Origin of the sequence: Gordonia araii NBRC 100433 (assembly GCF_000241265.1) — a bacterium.
GTDB lineage: Bacteria > Actinomycetota > Actinomycetes > Mycobacteriales > Mycobacteriaceae > Gordonia > Gordonia araii.
This window is the reverse complement of the sequence record NZ_BAEE01000011.1, coordinates 45660-63953: the sequence shown is the minus strand read 5'-3', so window position 1 is coordinate 63953 and position 18294 is coordinate 45660. Positions and strand designations below refer to the sequence as shown.

Annotated in this window: 1 protein-coding gene (cut by a window edge); it reads right to left on the bottom strand. The window is 71.7% G+C overall.

Going from position 1 to position 18294, the window contains the following annotated elements; genetic code table 11:
* Positions 1-18294 carry the 5' portion of a non-ribosomal peptide synthetase gene (locus GOARA_RS18735; RefSeq protein WP_007320512.1) on the bottom strand. Its footprint begins 2505 nt before the window's first position, so 18294 of the gene's 20799 nt are visible here — the first part of the coding sequence; it begins with the start codon at positions 18292-18294; the stop codon falls past the left edge of the window.

Sequence of the window (18294 nt, the reverse complement as noted above, 5' to 3'; positions counted from 1 at the left end):
CAGGTCTCGATACACCTGGCTCGCAGGCTCGCCAGGCACTCGACCTACCGGGTCTCGATACGGCCGCTCCTCCGTCGCGTCCACTCGACCACCCAAATGGGCGGCGGTCGCCCCTTCGGTGGTCGAGTCACCCAAATGGGCAGTGGTCGCCCCTTCGGTGGTCGAGTCACCCAAATGGGCGGTGGTCGCCCCTTCGGTGGTCGAGTCACCCAAATGGGCGGTGGTGGCCCCTTCGGTGGTCGAGTGCCGACGAGCGGAGCGAGTCGGTGTATCGAGACCACCCGGCCCAGGCCCTCGGCCCACCGGGTCTCGATACGGCCGCTCCTTCGTCGCGTCCACTCGACCACCCGAATGAGCGGACGTGGCCCCCTCAGTGGTCGAGCCCACGATGTCGATGTCGCCGACGGGTACCCCCGGATCGGCGATCGCGGCCGTGGCGATGCGCTGCCACACTTGCGCGAAGCGCCGGACGGTCGACTCGTCGAACAGGGCGGTGGCGTAGGAGAACTCGAGGTAGTTCTCGTCCCGTTCGCCGCCGGTGACGACGCTGAGCGTCAGGTCGACCTTCTCCTCGTCCACATCGGCCGGCAGCGGCTCGACCCGCACGCCGGCTCGCTCGAGCTCCACCGAACCCGACGGCTGCGCGGAGGCATCGGTGACGGCGAGGGCGATCTGGAACAGCGGCGCGTGCGCGGTGGACCGCTCGGGCGCGAGCGCCTCGACCAACTGCTCGAAGTGGACGGCGGCGTTGTCGAAGGCCTCGACGTCGACTCCGCGCACGTGCGCGAGCAACTCGTCGAGACGCATCCCGGCGTCCACGCGCGTACGCAACACGAGCGTGTTGACGAACATGCCGACCAGTCCGTGCAGCGCCGTCTCGGTGCGCCCGTCGATCGGGGTGCCGATGACCACGTCGTCGGTGGCCGCCATCCGTGCGACGAGCACCGACAGCAGCGCGTGATGGGTCATGAATGTCGTGACTCCGTGCCGCGCGGCCAGCTCGGCGAGCCCGGCGACCGTCGACTCGTCGATGGGTATGCGCAGGCGGGCGCCTCGCTGGTCGGCGACGGCCGGACGCGGACGATCCATGGGCAGGTTGGTGACGGCGGGCAGATCGGCCAGCCGTTCGCGCCAGTGGGCGAACTGGCGGGCCATCTCGGAATCGGGATCAGTGACGTCGCCCAGCACTTCGAGCTGCCACAGCACATAGTCCGCGTACTGCACCGGAAGCGGGGCCTGCCCGCTCGCTTCGCTCCCGGCGCCGGCGCGGCGCTGGTACGCGGCGACGAGATCGCCGACGAACACCGGCGCCGACTGCCCGTCGAACGCGATGTGGTGCACCACGACGAGCAGGTCGAGGATCGGTTCACCGTCCTCCGCATGCTGGTGCCATCGCACGCGAAGCGGTAGCTGTTCGCCGACGTCGAATCCCTGCCCGGCCGCCGCGAGCAGCTCCGCCGACGATCCGACGGCCGCGGCGTCCAGCCGGGCGCGCGCCGTGTCGGCGGCGAGGATCTCCTGGCGCGGCCCATCCGTCCCCGACGGGTACACCGTGCGCAAAACCTCGTGGCGGGCCATCACATCGCCCACCGCCTCGCGCAGCACGGCCGGGTCGAGTTCCCCGCGCAGCCGCACCGGGATGGGAATGTTGTAAGCGGCCGAGTCGGTGTCGAACTGGTTGAGGAACCACATGCGACGCTGGGTCGCCGAGAGCGGAAGCGGGGTCGGCCGGTCGCGGGGACCGAGCGGTGGGCTCGTGCGCCGGTCCCGGGCGCCCAGCAGACGGGCCAGCCCCGCGACCTCCGGCTCGTCGAAGAGGTCGCGCACGGTGACGTCGACGCCGAGCCGGTCCGCGAGCTGCGCGGCCGCCCGGGTGGCCGCCAACGACGTGCCGCCCAGGTCGAAGAACGAATCGCGGGCCCCGACGCGCCGGTCGGCGCCGGTGATAGCGGCGAACACCTCGGCGACCGCGTGTTCGGTCGGGGTGCCCGGCTCCTCGAACGGCGTCTGCGCGCCGAATTCCGGGGTCGGCAGTGCTGTGCGATCCAGCTTGCCGACCGCCGTGAGCGGCAGGGCGTCGAGGACTACGACAGCCGACGGGACCATGTAGGTGGGCAGATGCTCGCGGGCATGATCGACGATGAGCGCGGGTGCAGTCTCAACGTCGAGCGATGTGCCGACGACGTAGGTCACCAGCCGGGTGACGCCGTTCTGGTCGTCGTTGCCGACGGTGACCGTCGACGCGACTCCGGCGTAGGAGCCGATCACCGCGTCGATCTCGCCGAGTTCGACGCGCTGGCCGTTGACCTTCACCTGGAAGTCGTCGCGACCGGCGAACTCGAGCTGCCATTGCCCGCCCGCACTGCGCCATCGAACCAGGTCTCCCGTGGCATACATTCGCGATCCGGGCGGCCCGAAGGGGCACGCGACGAAGGTGCCCGCCGTCAGTCCCGGCCGTCCGAGGTAGCCGGCCGCCAGTTGGTCGCCGGCCAGGTACAGCTCGCCGACGACCCCGGGCAGGACCGGGCGCAGCCGCGCGTCGAGGACCATCGCGCCGATGCCGGCGACCGGGCGCCCGATGACGACGGGTTCGTCGGGGGCGGCCTCGGACACGGTGGCCCACACGGTCGTTTCGGTCGGTCCGTACAGGTTCATGAACCGGCGGCCGGTCCAGGACCGCACGAGTTCGGGAAGCAGCTCTTCGCCCGCCGTCGCGATGACCCGGAGGCCGGGCACACCGCTCGCCTCCACCGTGCGCAGCACCGACGGCGTGATCACGGCGTGAGTGACCGCACCGCCGGCGATGACGCCGGCGAGTTCGCGGCCGCCGAACACGTCGGCGGGCGACACCACCAGCGTGGCTCCGCCGAAGTAGGCCCATGCCATCTCGAAGAAGGCCGCGTCGAAACTCGGCGAGGCGACGTGCAGCACGCGCGGCTCGGCGACCTCCGTGCCGGTCAGCCCGCGCAGCGAGCCGACGAGGTTGGCGATGCCGCGATGGGTCACGGCCACGCCTTTGGGACGCCCGGTGGAGCCCGAGGTGAAGACGACGTAGGCGACGTCGTCGACCGTCGGCACGCGGACGAGTTCGGCATCGGAGACCGGGGTCGCGTCCTGTCGCGACAGCGCCTCGACGGTCTCGGCGGAGTCGACGGCGACCCACTCCCCCGGGGCCGAGAAGCCGGACTCGACCGTGCGCGTGAGGCCGAAGCGCACCTGCGCGTCGTCGAGCATTCCCGTCACTCGCGCCGACGGCAGGCGCGGGTCGACCGGCAGGTAGGCGGCCCCCGCCTTGAGCACGGCCCACGTGGCGGCGACCGAGTCGATCGATCGGCGCATCGCCACGGCGACCACATCGCCCGCGCCGATCCCGCGCTCGACCAGCAACCGGGCGAGGCGATTGGTCCGGGCCTCGAAGTCCGCATAGCTCACCGCGACATCGCCCTCGACGACGGCAGCGCGGGACGGGTCGGGCCCGACGGACGCGAGGAGTTCCCGGACCGTCGCCGGGGCGCTGGGCGCCGGCCCGTGCGCGGGCACCAGTTCGCCGCCGAGTCCCTCGGGCAACAACTCGACGTCACCGACCGGCATCGACGGGTCGGCGGTCATCGCGGACAGAATCGCCTGCCACGCCCCGGCGAACCCGGCGACCGTCTCCTCGTCGAAAAGCGCCGTCGCATAGGTGAACTCGGCCCTGATGGGCTCGCCGGCGTCCACGGATTCGCGGACGTCGACCGTGAGATCGACTTTCGCGGGCAGCGGCCCCGGGTCGATCTGCTCGACCGCGACGCCGTCGACCTCCAACGTCGTCGCGGTGTCCGCCGCGACGAGCACGTGGTTGAGGCCGATCTGGAACAGCGGCGAGTGCGACCGTGAACGCGCCGGGGCCAGCGCTTCGACGAGTTCCTCGAACGGCAGGTCGGCGTGGGCCATCGCTTCGACGTCGGTCGCCTTCACCGACGCCAAGACCTCGGCGGCGGTGTGCGACGGGTCGACGGCGGTTCGCAGGATCACCGTGTTGACGAACATGCCGACGAGCGCGTCGAGGGCACGATCGCCGCGCCCGGCGACCGCCGTGCCGACGACGACGTCACCCGAGCCGGTGAGCCGCGCGACGAGGACGGTCAGCGCCGCGTGCAACACCATGAAGACGGTCGTGCCGGTGTCCTCCGCGAGCCGGCGCAGGGAATTCACGGCGTCCGGGTCGATGGTCACCGTCAGCCGGCCGCCCGCGGGGTCGAACTCCGCGCCGCGCGGCCGGTCCATCGGCAGATCCGTGACCTCGGGCAAGCCGGCCAGGCGTTGGCGCCAATAATCCCATTGGCGGCCCAGCACCGATTCCGGTTCGTCGACCGCACCGAGGTTCTCGCGCTGCCACCGCGCGTAGTCGCCGTAGGTGACTTCGGGCTCCTCGCCCGGGCCACCGCCCCGCGCCCCGTAGGCCGCCAGCAGATCGCGTGCGAGGACCGGCATCGACTGGCCGTCGGCGGCGATGTGGTGTACGACGATCGCGACCACCGCGGAGTCCGGCCCTTCGCGTACGATCCGGACGCGGATCGGCAGGTCGCGGGTGAGGTCGAATCCGTCGGAGAATGCGGCGCGCGCCGCGTCGGCGGTGTCGACGACCGCCCAGTCCAGCCGCTGGTCCGCCACGTCGGCCGAGACGGGCTGCTGCCGGGGCCGACCATCGGAGTCGATCGGAAAGACGGTCCGCAGGACCGTCTGGCGCGTCATCACCCGCAGCAGCGCTGCGCGCAGCCGGTCGATGTCCACGGCGCCGCGCATCCGGAGCAGCACCGGGATGTTGTAGGCGCCCGAATCGGGGTCGTAGCGGTTGATGAACCAGATCCGTTGCTGCGCGTAGGTGAGCGGGATCGGGGTCTCGGCGGAGGAGCCGGGAGTGATGGGCGGCAGTGCGGGCGCCGTCGACTCGCCGACGACGGCCGCGAGGCCGCGAACGGTCGGGGCGTCGAAGAGGTCGGCGATGCCGATCCGGGTGTCGAAGGCGTGGCCGACCCGGGCGACGAGCTGGGCCGCCGACAGGGAGTTTCCGCCGAGGAGGAAGAAGGAGTCCGTCGCTCCGACGTCGTCGGTGCCGAGCAGTTCGGCGAAGATTCCCGCGATCGCGCTCTCCACCGGCCCCGCCGGCTCGACACGGCCGGCCCCGCCGGCCGCGATGGTCGGGGCGGGCAGCGCGCGGCGGTCGAGTTTGCCGACCGGGGTGAGCGGCAGGGTGCCGATGGGGGTGATCGTCGACGGCACCGCGTGCGCCGGCAGGTCGGCGGCGATCTGCTCTCGAACGCTGTCGATGTCGACCTCGGGCCCGGCGACGATGTAGGCGGCGAGTGCCGAGACGACGTTGTCCCCCGGCTCGGCGATCGCCCCGTCCGCACGCACGCCGACGACCACGGCCGCGGTGACACCGTCGGCCCGCGCGAGGGCCGCCTCGATCTCGCCCAGTTCGAGGCGCAGCCCGCGCAGTTTGATCTGGTCGTCGTTGCGGCCGTGGTAGCGCAGGACCAGCCGGTCTCGCGGATCGCCGCACCAGGTGACGAGGTCGCCGGTGCGGTACATGCGGCTGCCGGGGGTGTAGGGGTTGGCGACGAAGCGGTCGGCGGTCAGCCCCGGCCGTTCGAGGTAGCCGCGCGAGAGGGCGTTGCCGTAGACGTACAGCTCCCCGGGGAAGCCGTGCGGAACCGGACGCAGCCGGTCGTCGAGCACCATGAGCCCGACGCCGTCCAGCGGTTCGCCCAGGACGACCGGTTCTCGCGGCTGCAGGGGATCGCTGATGGTGATGCCGATCGTCGTCTCGGTGGGCCCGTAAAGGTTCTGCACGCGTCGGCCGGCCGACGCCCACTGCTCGACGAGAGACTCGGGAACCGCCTCGCCCCCGACGAACAGGGCGTGCAGCGATTCCCACACGTCCGGGTCGAGGGAGGCGACCACCGACGGGGTGAGGAATCCGTGCGTCACGGCCTTGCCCGCGACGACCCGCTCCAGCGCCTCGCCCCCGACGGCGTCGGCGGACCGATAGACAAGGGCGCCGCCGGAGATCGTCGCGAGCAGGTATTCGAGCACCGAGGCGTCGAAGCTCGGCGACGCGAAGCCGAGCACCCGGGCGCCCTCGCCCACGCCGGACCGTCGCGCCTCCTGGGTGGCGAAGTTGGCGAGCCCGCGGTGGGTGACCGCGACGCCCTTGGGGCGGCCGGTGGAGCCGGAGGTGAAGATGACGTAGGCCGTGTTGTCGACGCTCGTCGGCGGCAGGTCGGCTTTGGCCAGCGGCCCCGAGTCGGCAGCCCGGTAGCGGGTGACGAGATCCCCGCCGTCGATGCGGTGCCAGTCGCCGCCCGGGAGGCCGGGCAGACCGTCGGCGGCCGATGTCGTGAGACCGGTCTCGGCTCCGCAGTCCTCCAGCATCGCGGTCACCCGCGCCGGCGGGTAATCCGGATCGATCGGCACGTAGCCGCCGCCGGTTTTGGCGACGGCCCAGATCGCGATGAGCAATTCGACCGACCGGGGGATCGCGAGCGCGACGAGCACTTCCGGACCCACGCCGTCTTCCAGCAACACGCGCGCGAGACGGTTGGAGGCCTCGTCGAGCTTGCGATAGGTCATCGACGACGATCCGGCGATCACCGCGACGCGGCCGCGGTGCTTGCTCGCCGCCACTGCGAACAGGTCGCGCAGGAGTACCGGCTCGACGCCGGGCCGCAGTGGCGGCCCGGCCGGCGCATCGGGTGCGACCAGCGGCAGGTCCGCCACCCGGCGACCGTCGCCTTCGGCTACCGCCGCCAGCACCGACGTGACCGCGGCCGCGAAGGACGCTGCTTCGTCGCGGGAGAACAGGCTCGGCAGGTATTTGAGCGTCAGCGCGATATCGGCCACCCCGTCGCCGGTGTCCGGCGCCGCCGCCAGGGTCAGCGGGTAGTGCGTCGAGTCGCTCGCCGTCGCGTCGGCGATGTGCACGCCGAGCGCCTCGCCCGCGGCCGACAGCCCTCGCGCGTCGACGGGGTAGGACTCGTAGACGGTCAGCGTGTCGAATAGCGGCGAGCTTGCCTTCGGACCGGCGGCCGCCGCGGTGATCGCGGTGAGCGACAGGTGCTGGTGTTCGAGCACACCCGCCTTGCGGCGCCCGAGATCGCCCAGAGCGTCGAGGACAGTCGCGTCGCCGTCGACGGTGACCGCGACCGGCACCGTGTTGATGAGCAGGCCGATCATCGACTCGGCGCCCGCCAGCTCCGGCGGTCGGCCGGACACGGTCTCACCGAAAATCACCGTGTCGGCCCCGGTGAACCGGTGCAGCACCACGGCCCATGCGAACTGCAGCAGCGTCGCGGTGGTGATCTCATGCTCTCGCCCGAACCGGGTCAGCTTCGCGGTCGTCTCGGGCCCCAACGTGATGCGGTGGTCCACGCTGACCTCGTCGGGCCGCGGGGTCCGCGGTGCGACGAGAGTCGGCCCGGACACGTCGGCGAGGAACTCGCGCCACGCCTGCCGCGACGCCTCCTCGTCGCGGCCGGCCACCCATTCGAGGAAGTCGCGGTAGTCGGTCCGTTCACCGGTGTCCGCGCGGGCCGGGTCGGCGTAGGACGCGAACAGCTCGCCCAGGACGAGCGGACTCGACCATCCGTCGGCGAGCAGATGGTGATTGGTGATGACGAGCTTGCTTGCCTCGCCCGGAAGCAGTACGTGGACGAACCGGATCAGCGGCGAATGCGCGAGGTCGAACCGGGCGCACCCTTCGTCGCGAGCCACCTCGTCGGCGGCCGAGCGCGCCCGCTCGTCATCGATGTCGCGGAGGTCGACGGTGCGCCACGGGGCTTCGACGTGCGGCGCGACGACGGCGACTCCCTGCCCGTTCGCCGTGCGCCGGTAGGCCGATCGCAGCACGGCCGTGCGGTCCAGCAACTGTTGGGCGGCGGCGCGCAGGCGCTGGCCGTCGAGGTCGCCGCGCAATTCGACGACCGCCTGCATCAGGTACGGGTCGGTTCCGCCCGCGGACTCGGCGGCCAGTTCGGATTGGAAGAGCAGTCCGTGCTGCAGCGGTGACAGCGGCCAGATCTCGGCGCCCGGGTGAGCAGCGCGGATGGCGTCGATCTCGTCCTGGTCCAGGTCCAGTCCGGGCAGGTCCGACGGACTAGGCCCGGGATCCCGTTCGGATACCTCGTCGACGAGGTCGGCGAGGATCTGGCTCATCGATTCACCGAGGGCCGTGAGGGCCGCGGCGTCGAGGACGCGTTCCGGCGCCGCGAGGTCGATGGCGAATCGTCGGCCCGTCGGGTCGCTCACGGTGTTGACGTTCGCCGCGAGCGCCGGCGCGATCATCTCACCGGTGATCGTTCCGGGCAGCGCCGGCGCGTCCGCGACAGGTGCGAAGGCGATCTCGTCGACGCCGCCGGCCGCGGCGGCACCCGCGGTGGCCGCGCCGAGGTAGTTGAAGACGATCGGCGGCAGCGGCCGGTGCGCCAGATCCGGGTCGGCGCCCGGCCCCCAGCGCAACGGGCCGAAGCCGATCCCGTCGTCGGGCCGCGCGGCGACCGCCTCCTTGACGGCCTTGACGGCGCGCACGAGATCGTCCCGGAGCAGGTCGGCGGTGCCGACCGCCACCGGGGAGACGCTGGTGAACCAGCCGACGGTGCTCGACAGGTCGGCGCCCGGTGCGACCGACTCGACGCGGCCGTGGCCCTCGACGAGTACCGCGGCCGACTCCGCGCTGCCGCCGTCGAGGCGGGCGACAGCGATCAGCAACGCCGCCAGCAGCACGTCGTCCACACCGGCGCGGAAGGCGTCGGCCACCCGGGTCAGCACCGTCTCGGTCACCTCGGACGGCACCGTGACGGCGATGTTCGACGTCTCGGCCACCAGCCCCGGTTCCGGCAATGCCAGCGCGGGCGAGATGGGCAGGTGCTCGCGCCACAGCGGTATCTCGTTGCGCCGTTTCTCACCCAGTTCGGCGAGGGCGCGCGCCCAGCGCCGCATCGACGTTCCCGAGGCGGGCGGCAGGTCGGCGGGCTCCCCCGCGCCGAGGCGCGCCGAGGCGGCGACGAGATCGCCGACGATCCCGCGCCATGACACGGCATCGACCACGGCGTGGTGAATGGCGAGAATCAGGCGCCCGACACCGCTGTCGGCGCGGACAACGGCCGCGGCCACCATCGCACCCGACGCCGGGTCCAGCCTGGCCAGCGCCTCGCGGTGGCCCGCTCGGAGCGCGTCGTCGAATTCGGCGGACCCCACGACGGCCGGCGAGGAGGCGACGGTGAGCCGGTCGGCGACCGAGCCGACGTCGTTGCCCGCCGTCATCGTCGCGCGCCCGTCCCCGCCGTCGGCCAATCGCGCCGAAAGCATGGGGTGCCGGGCGATGACCGCGTCGAGCGCGGTCACGACGCCGTCATCGTCGACCTCCGCGGGCAGCGCCAACACCAAGGCCTGCGAGTAGTCGCGGAAGGCCCCGGGGCGCGGGGAGTTCTCCAGCATCCACGAGATGGTGGGTGTCAGATCGACCTCACCGATTCCGCCGCCGGGCAATTCGTCGAGGACCGTCGCCTCGGCCGTCGACGCGAGAGCGGCCAGGCCGCGCACGGTCCGCTGCTCGAAGATGTCGCGCGGTCCCAGTTCGAAGCCCTCTGCCCGCAACAGCGACGAGAGCTGGATCGACATGATGGAGTCGCCGCCGAGCGCGAAGAAGGAGTCGGTGACACCGACCCGGTCGACGCCGAGGACACCCGCCACGATATCGGCGATGCGCCGCTCGGCCGCCGATCGCGGTGCGACCGGGTCGGCGCCCGCGACGGCCGACGCGAAGTCGGGCTCGGGCAGCGCGCGGCGGTCGAGCTTTCCGGCCGAATTGAGCGTCACCTCGTCGAGCACCTGCCACACGGTGGGCACCATGTACTCCGGAAGTGCTTGCGCGACGCTCGATTTCGCCTCGTCCAGGTCGATGTCGGAGTGTCCGGAAAGGTAGGCGACGAGGTGTTCGGCACCGGTTGGCGCGCTCGCCACCGTTGCCGCGGCGTGGACGACACCGGGCACCGCGGCGAGGACTGATTCCACCTCGCCCAGTTCGATGCGCTGGCCGCGCAGCTTCACCTGGAAGTCGGTGCGTCCCAGGTATTCCAGCGCGCCGTCGGCGTTGCGGGCGACGAGGTCGCCGGTGCGGTACATCCGGGCACCGGACGGAATGGACACCCCCGACCAATGACCCCCTCGCTCCGCTCGACCCGGCGTCGTCGACCCGGCGAAGGGGTCGGCGACGAATCGGTCGGCGGTCTGGTCGGGCCGCGCGGCGTAGCCGCGGGCCAGCTGGACACCGCCGAGATACAGCTCGCCGGGCACGCCGGTGCCGACGGGGGCCAGCCGCGAGTCCAGGACGTAGGTGGCCGTGTTCCAGATCGGATAGCCGATGGGCACCGTGTGCCCGACGACATCGAGATCGGCGTGGCTGACCTCGACCGCCGCCTCGGTCGGACCGAACAGGTCGTGCAAACCCGACGACGGCCAGATCTCGCGGGTCCGCTTGGCCAGCGACGCCGGCAGTGCTTCACCGGAGGCGAACACGTAGCGAATGCCGGTGAGCGCCCGCAGGCGAGAGTCGTCGACGACGTCGAGGAACACCGCGAGCATCGACGGCACGAAGTGCACCGAGGTGATGCCCTTGGTCTCCAGCACGTCGATCAGGTAGTCGGGATCGGCGTGGCCGCCGTCGCGCGCGATGAACATGCGCGCCCCGGCGAGTAGCGGCGCGAACAGCTCCGGCACCGAGACGTCGAAGGTGTAGGGGGTCTTGAGGATGACCGTGTCGTCCGCACCGAGTGGGAACGTCGCCAATCCCCAGCGCAGGCGATTGAGCACCGACCGCTGCGAGACGGTCACGCCTTTGGGCCGGCCCGTCGACCCCGAGGTGAAGATCGTGTACGCGGCGTTGTCCCCGCGCAGCGGCGCCAGCCGCTCGACGGCCCGCAGTGGTGCCGACGACTCCGGTGTCACCGCGGCATCCGGGTCAACGGCAACCGTCGCGATGGTGCGACCCGCCATCGGCGCCGGTTCGTCGCCCGGCGCCAGCAGCACGACCCGCACCTGGGCGTCGTCGAACATGTAGTCGGCGCGGTCGGGCGGCAGGGACGTGTCCACCGGGACGTACTGGCCGCCCGCCGCCAGCACCGCGTGGATGGCGAGGACCATGCCGAGCCCGCGCGGCATGCAGACCGCGACCGCCACGTCGGGGCCGACGCCGTGCTCGGCGATGAGGATGCGCGCGTAGTGGGCGACCAGCCCCGCGAAGCGGCCGTTGGCGACTTCGGCGTCGTCGGTGACCAGTCCGATCGCGTCCGGGTTGCCGCGCAGCGCGGCATCGACGGCATCCGGAATCGTCTCGGGCAGCAGCGGCACGGCGGGGCCCACCGAGGCGGCGGCCACCGCGCGGTGCTGGGCGTCGTCGAGCAGATCCACGTCACCGAGCCGCAGGGTGCCCCCGGTGCGGGCGAGCGCGGTGAGCACCGCCTCGAGGCCACGGGCGAACCACCGCGCCGTCGACTCGTCGAACAGATCGGCGGCATAGACGAGGGACCCGCCCAAACCGGCTCCCTGCCGGTCGGCGACGCCGAAGGTGAGGTCGAACTTGGCGGCCCCGGCACCGGGATCGACCGGGGTCAGTGTCAGGCCGTCGACGGTGATCGGCCGCTGTTCGGCGGCGACGAACACCAGCAGGACCTGGGCGAGCGGCCCGAAGGAATCCGAGCGCACCGGGTCGATGGCCTCCACGACCTTCTCGAAGGGCAGGTCGGCGTGGTCGAAGGCCGCGAGATCGCGGTCGCGGATCTGGACGAGCAGGTCTCCGGCTGTCGATGCGGGGTCGAACTCGCTGCGCAGCACCAGCGTATTGACGAACATGCCGACCAGTCGGTCGAGGGCGCCGAGTCCTCGACCGGCGACCGGCGTGGCGATCGTGATGTCCGTCGTCGCCGACAGGCGCGCCAGCAGGGTCGCCACCGCGGCGTGCGCGACCATGAAGAGCGAAGCCCCGTGCTCGCGGCCCAGTTCGACGAGACGGTCGCGCACGTCGGCGCCGACGCCGAAGTCGACCGACCCGCTGGCCCCCGACGACGACTCCGGTCGCGGCCGGTCGGCGGGCAGGTCGAGGACTTCGGGCACACCGGCCAGCTCGGCGGTCCAGAACCCCGTTTGCCTGGCACCCAGCGAATCGTCGTCGTCATCGGATCCGAGCACGGCGGTCTGCCACAGCGCGTAGTCGGCGTACTGGATCGGCAACGGCGCCCAGCCGGGCGCGTCACCGACCGCACGGGCGCGGTAAGCGGTCACCAAATCGGCCGCCAGCACCGGACCCGACTCGCCGTCGGCCGCGATGTGATGCAGGACGACGACGAGCGTCGAACGGTCCGGCTCCTGCCGGATCAACCGGATCCGGATGGGCAGCTGCACCGACACGTCGAATCCCCGGCCGACCTCCTCGGCCACGACACCGGCCGGATCGCCGGCCTCCACGACGGCGAAGTCGAGACGCTCGGCCGCATCGGCGGAATCGGCGATGAGCTGATAGGGCTGGCCGTTCTCGTCGGCCGGGTAGGTCGTGCGCAGCACCTCGTGCCTGGCGAGGACATCGTGTGCCGCCAGCCGCAAAGCGGCGAGGTCGAGCGAACCGGTTCCGGATTCGGCCCGCTCGCTACCGCTCCCGGCGCCGGTCCCGGATTCGGTCACATCCAGGACCACTGGAATGTTGTAGGCCGCCGACGAGGTGTCGAACTGGTTGATGAACCACATCCGCTGCTGGGCGAAGGAGAGCGGAATGCGCTCGGGCCGTTCCTGGGCGACGAGCGGGACGGACGCGCTCGTGGATGACTGCCCACCGGTCTCCTCGTCGACGACACGAGCCAGCTCGCGCACCGTCGGCGCGTCGAACAGCGCCCGGACACCCAGGTCGACGCCGAACGCCTCGCCGACGCGTGCCATCACGCGGGTCGCCGAGAGCGAGTTGCCGCCGACGTCGAAGAAGGAATCCGTGACGCCGACGCGCTCGGTACCGATCACCTCGGCGACGATCTCGGCGATCTCCTTCTCCGCGGGGGTCGCCGGAGCGACGTACTCCCCCGCCGTGAACTCCGGCGGCGGCAGCGCGTTGCGGTCGAGCTTGCCGGCGGAATTGCGCGGCGCCTCATCGAGCAGCATCCACACGGTGGGACGCATGAACTCCGGTAGCGGCCCGGCGATCGCCGCCTTGACCGCCGCCAGGTCGATCGCCGCCGCTCCCCCTTCTTCGGGCGCACCGGCGAGGTAGGCGACGAGGTGTTCGCCGCCGTCGGGGCCCTTGGCCACGGTCGCGGCGGCGTGAACGACGCCGGGCGCCTGCGTCAGCGCCGCCTCGATCTCCCCGAGCTCGACGCGCTGGCCGCGCAGCTTCACCTGGAAGTCGGTGCGGCCCAGGTATTCCAGATCGCCGGATCGGTTGCGCCGGACCAGGTCGCCCGTGCGATACAGGCGCGCGCCCGGGGGTGCGGACTCACCCGCGAACGGGTCGGCGACGAAGCGGTCGGCGGTCAGGTCGGGACGGGCCGCGTAACCGCGCGCCAGTTGTACACCGCCGACGTAGAGTTCGCCCGCGACCCCGTCGGGCACCGGGTGCAGCCGCGGGTCGAGCACGTGCGCGCTCGAGTTCCACACCGGGACGCCGATCGGGACGGTATGGCCGATGTCGTCGCCGATCTCGGCGTAGGTGATCTCGATGGCCGCCTCGGTCGGCCCGTAGAGGTTGTAGAGCGTGACGTGCGGCAGCGCGGCGCGGACCTGCGCGGCCACCGACGGTGGGAGCGCTTCGCCGGTCGTGGAGATGATGCGGAGCCGGTCGAGGCGGGCGAGCCGGGATTCGCCCGCCAATTCCAGGAACACCGCCAGCATCGACGGAACGAAGTGGGCCATGGTGACGCCGCGCTGCGCCATCAATTCGGCCATGTACACCGGATCCAGATGCCCATCGGCGTCGGCGACGAGCAGCGGCGTGCCGTTCATCAGCGGGGCGAAGATCTCCGCCGCCGAACAGTCGAAGGTGTACGGCGTCTTGAGGACCACCAGATCGTCGGACTCGTGGTGATTCGGCCCGCTCGCTGCGCTCCCGGCGCCGGTGATCGGCAGCTGGTGCAAGCCCCAGTGGAGCCGGTTGACGACCGCGTCGTGCGGGAGGGTCACGCCCTTGGGCCGCCCGGTCGAGCCGGAGGTGAAGATCGTGTAGACGGCGTGATCGGTCCGCAGCGGCGCGAGCCGCTCGGTGTCGGTCACCGGCGCGACCCGCTCGTCGACCGGCGCCTCGGCGTCGACGGGCAGGATCCGCACGGCGTCGTCGGCCGTGCCGAGCGCTGCCGGGCGCTGTTCGTGCGCGGAGATCAGGACGACGCGGGCCCCGGCGGTCTCCACCATGTAGTCGAACCGCTCGGCGGGCGTGTCGACGTCGATCGGGACGTATTGGCCGCCGGCGGCGACCACCGCGTGGATGGCGACCATCATCTCCACCGATCGCGGGATACAGACGGCGACTGCCACATCCGGCCCGACGCCCGCACCGATCAATTCGCGTGCGAGGGTCGCGACTCGTGCGCCGAACTCCCGGTAGGTCACGTCGCGGTCGCGGTGACTCAGTGCGATCGCGTCGGGCGTCGCGGCGATCTGTGCGGCGACGGCGTCGGCCAGCGTCCAGTCGGGAACGTCGATGCGCGCTCCGCGGTCCGCGGTCAGGACCGCGTCGCGCTGCGCGGGCGCAAGCAGCACCGCATCGCCGACGGGGGTTTCCGGTGCCGTGAGCAGTTCGCGCGCCACGACGTCGAACATGGTGGTGAACGATCGGATGGTCGTCTCGTCGAACAGGTCGGTGTTGTATTCGACGACGCCGTGCAGACCGCTCTCCTCGCCGGCACCGCGTTCGATGAAAGTGATCGCCATGTCGTTGTCGGTGAGGTCGCGGTAGACCTCGACGATCTCCGCCGCGACGCCCGGCAGCGCGAAGCTCGCGTCGTCGGCCTCGTGCAACAGCAGCATCACCTGGAAGATCGGCGCGTGCGACGTGCTGCGCGCCGGGTCGACGCGCTCGACCACGAGGTCGAAGGGCACGTCAGAGTTGTCCAGGGCGGCCAGGTCGCGCGCCCGTACCGTCGAGACGAGCTCGGCGAACGTCGCCGCGGGATCGACGGGCGTCCGCAACGCGACGGTGTTGATGAACATGCCGACGAGGTCGTCGAGGGCCCGCTCCCCGCGACCGGTGTACGGGGTTCCGATCACGATGTCGCGATCCCCGGTCAACCGGTGCAGCAACGCCGCCCACAGCGCGTGCAGGACCATGAACCGCGACGTCTGGCGGTGCCGTGCGAAGTCGTCGAGCAGTTCGACGAGCCGCGGGTCCACGTCGAAGGCGTGGGCGGCCGCGCGCTGCGACTGCACCGGCGGGCGGGGCCGGTCGGTGGGCAGCGCCATCGCTTCCGGCACGCCGGCCAGCTCCTTCTCCCAGAAGCCCAGTTGACCGCCGGCCACCGACGCAGGCGAATCGGGATCGCCGAGCAGCTCGTGGCTCCACAACGTGAAGTCGGCGTACTGCACCGGCAGCGCGGGCCAGCGCGGCTCCTCGCCGGCCGTGCGGGCGACGTAGGCCGCGACCAGGTCGCCCGACAGCGGCGCCAGCGACGCGCCGTCGGCGATCACGTGATGGACGATCAGCACGAAAATGAAATCGTCCGGTCCGCGCTGGAACAGCCGCGCTCGTACCGGTGGCGCGGCCCGCAGATCGAAGCCCCGGCCGGCGACCTCCGCGACGGCGGCGTCGAGCGGTGCCCGGCCGGGCTCCAGCCGCGTCGGCGGATCGATCGCGACATCGGGCGCGTAGCTCCCGTGGACCAGCACCTCTTGGTAGGGCACGCCGTCCTCGACGCCGAAGCGCGTGCGCATGACCTCGTGGCGCGCGACGACGTCGTCGAAGGCGCCGGCCAGCGCTGCCGGGTCCAGCGTCCCGTCGAAACGGAGCACCAACGGCATGTTGTAAATCGCCGTCTCGGGATCGAGTTCGGAGATGAACCAGATCCGGCGCTGCGCATGGGAGAGCGGAATGACCGCCGGGCGGGGTTCGTGGGCGACGAGTTCTGGCCGCCGCGCCCGGTGACTGCCCGCCACCCGGCTCGCCAGTTCCCGCACGGTCGGCGCGTCGAAGACATCGCGCACCGATACCGCCAGGTCGAGTTCCTCACCGCAGAGCGCGGCCACCTGCGCGGCGATGAGCGAATTGCCGCCGAGGTCGAAAATGGACGCGGTCACGCTGATCGGTGAGACGCCGAGCACCTCTTCTACGATGCGCACCATGTCCCGCTCGGCATCGGTGGCGGGTTCGACGTATTCGGCCTCGACGCCGAAATCGGGGGCGGGCAGCGCGGCGCGATCGAGCTTGCCCGACGTCGACAGTGGCAGCGCGTCCAACGGTAGGACGACGTCGGGGACCATGTATCCGGGTAGATGGGCGCGGACCGAGTCGCGGATGGCCTGGGTGTCGGGCGGCGCAGCGTCGGAGACGACGTAGCCGACCAGCACCTGCTGTCCGCCGTCCGCTTCCCGGACGGCGGCACCGGCGGCGACGACGGTCGGTGCGGCCGCGAGTGCCGCCTCGACCTCGCCGAGTTCGATCCGGTAGCCGCGCAGCTTGACCTGCCCGTCGCGCCGACCGAGGTATTCGATCGCGCCGCCGCGTCGCAGCCCCATGTCGCCGGTGCGGTACATCCGGGCGCCGGGCGGTAGGGAAACCCCTGACGGCGACGTCGACCCGGCGAGGGGGTCGGCGACGAACGACGCCGCGGTGAGGCCGAACCGTCTCAGGTAGCCGCGAGTGACCAGTGGCCCGCAGACGTAGATCTCGCCGGGCACCCCGTCGGGCACCGGGCGCAGCCGGTCGTCGAGGATCGTGACCTCGGTGCCCGGGATCGCGAACCCGATGTCGGCGGTGGCCGCCTCGGCGAGGTAGTCCGGTGTCAGCGCCCGCAGCGTGACCTGGACCGTCGCCTCGGTGGGGCCGTAGATGTTGAACAGGCGCACCTCCCGGCCGTCCTGCTCACGGTCGTCGAACCACCCGCGCACGGCCTGGATGTCGAGGGCTTCGCCGGCCAGGTGCAGGTATCGCAGCGAGTCGGACAGCGCCACTCGGCCACCCGGGCGAACGGCGTCGGTGAACGGGTAGAAGACCGACGGGGTCAGGTTGATGCTGGTGATCGATTCTCGTTCGATGAGCCCTGCGAGCAGGTCGGGACTCGCGCGGGTGTCGGTGCCGACGACGATGAGCCGTCCACCGTGCGCCAGCGCCGACCACATCGACCACACCGACGCGTCGAACGTGTACGACGCGAACAGACCGATCGTGTCGTCGGCGGTGAACGGCACCAGCTCCTGCATCGAGCGCAGGAATCGGACAGCGGAATTATGTTGTACGACAACGCCTTTGGGTTGTCCGGTCGATCCCGACGTGTAGATGACGTAGGCCGCGGATTCCGGGCCGGGGCCAACCGGGACGACCTCGGCGGCGTCGGCGGCGTCGGCGGCGACGAGGTCGCCGAACCTCTCGACCGGCACGTCCAGCGCGGGCAGGGCACCGATCGAAGTGTCGTCGGCCACGACCGACACCGCCTGCGAATCCGCCACGACGTAGGCGATCCGCTCGGCCGGGCTCGCCAGGTCGAGCGCCACGTAGGCGGCTCCGGATTTCAGGACGCCGAGGATGGCGACGATCATGTCAGCGGTCGGCGGGAAGGCGAGTGCGACCACCGCGTCGCGGGTCACGCCGGCGCGGGCCAGTGCCGCCGCGATCCGATCGCTGCTCCAGTCGAGATCGGCGTAGGTTCGGCTGGCGCCGGCCTCATCGACGACGGCGACGCGGTCCGGATGGCGGTGCGCGGCGGATCGCAGCAGGGGGGGCAGGGTGGTCCACTCCGTCGTTCCCAGGATGCCCGCCGCCGCCGACCGGATGTCGGCCACCGCGGCCGCCACCCGCGAGGCGGTCTCGGCCTGAGCACTGCCCGGCGGGACGGCCAGCGGTGTGATGGCCGCGGCCACGGCGGCTTCGGCGTCGACACCGCTGGCCTCGAAGATCTGCGCGGTGGACTCGACGCGCTCCGCGAGCACGCCGAACTCGATCGGACCGCCTGCGCCAGCGAAGGCGACCGCGGCCGGTGCCGTCTCGGCCGCGGCGGCGATGAGCGCGCGTACCGGTTGCTCCTCGCCCGAGCTACCCCACAAAGCCGCGATGCGCATCTGCGTTTCGGGCAT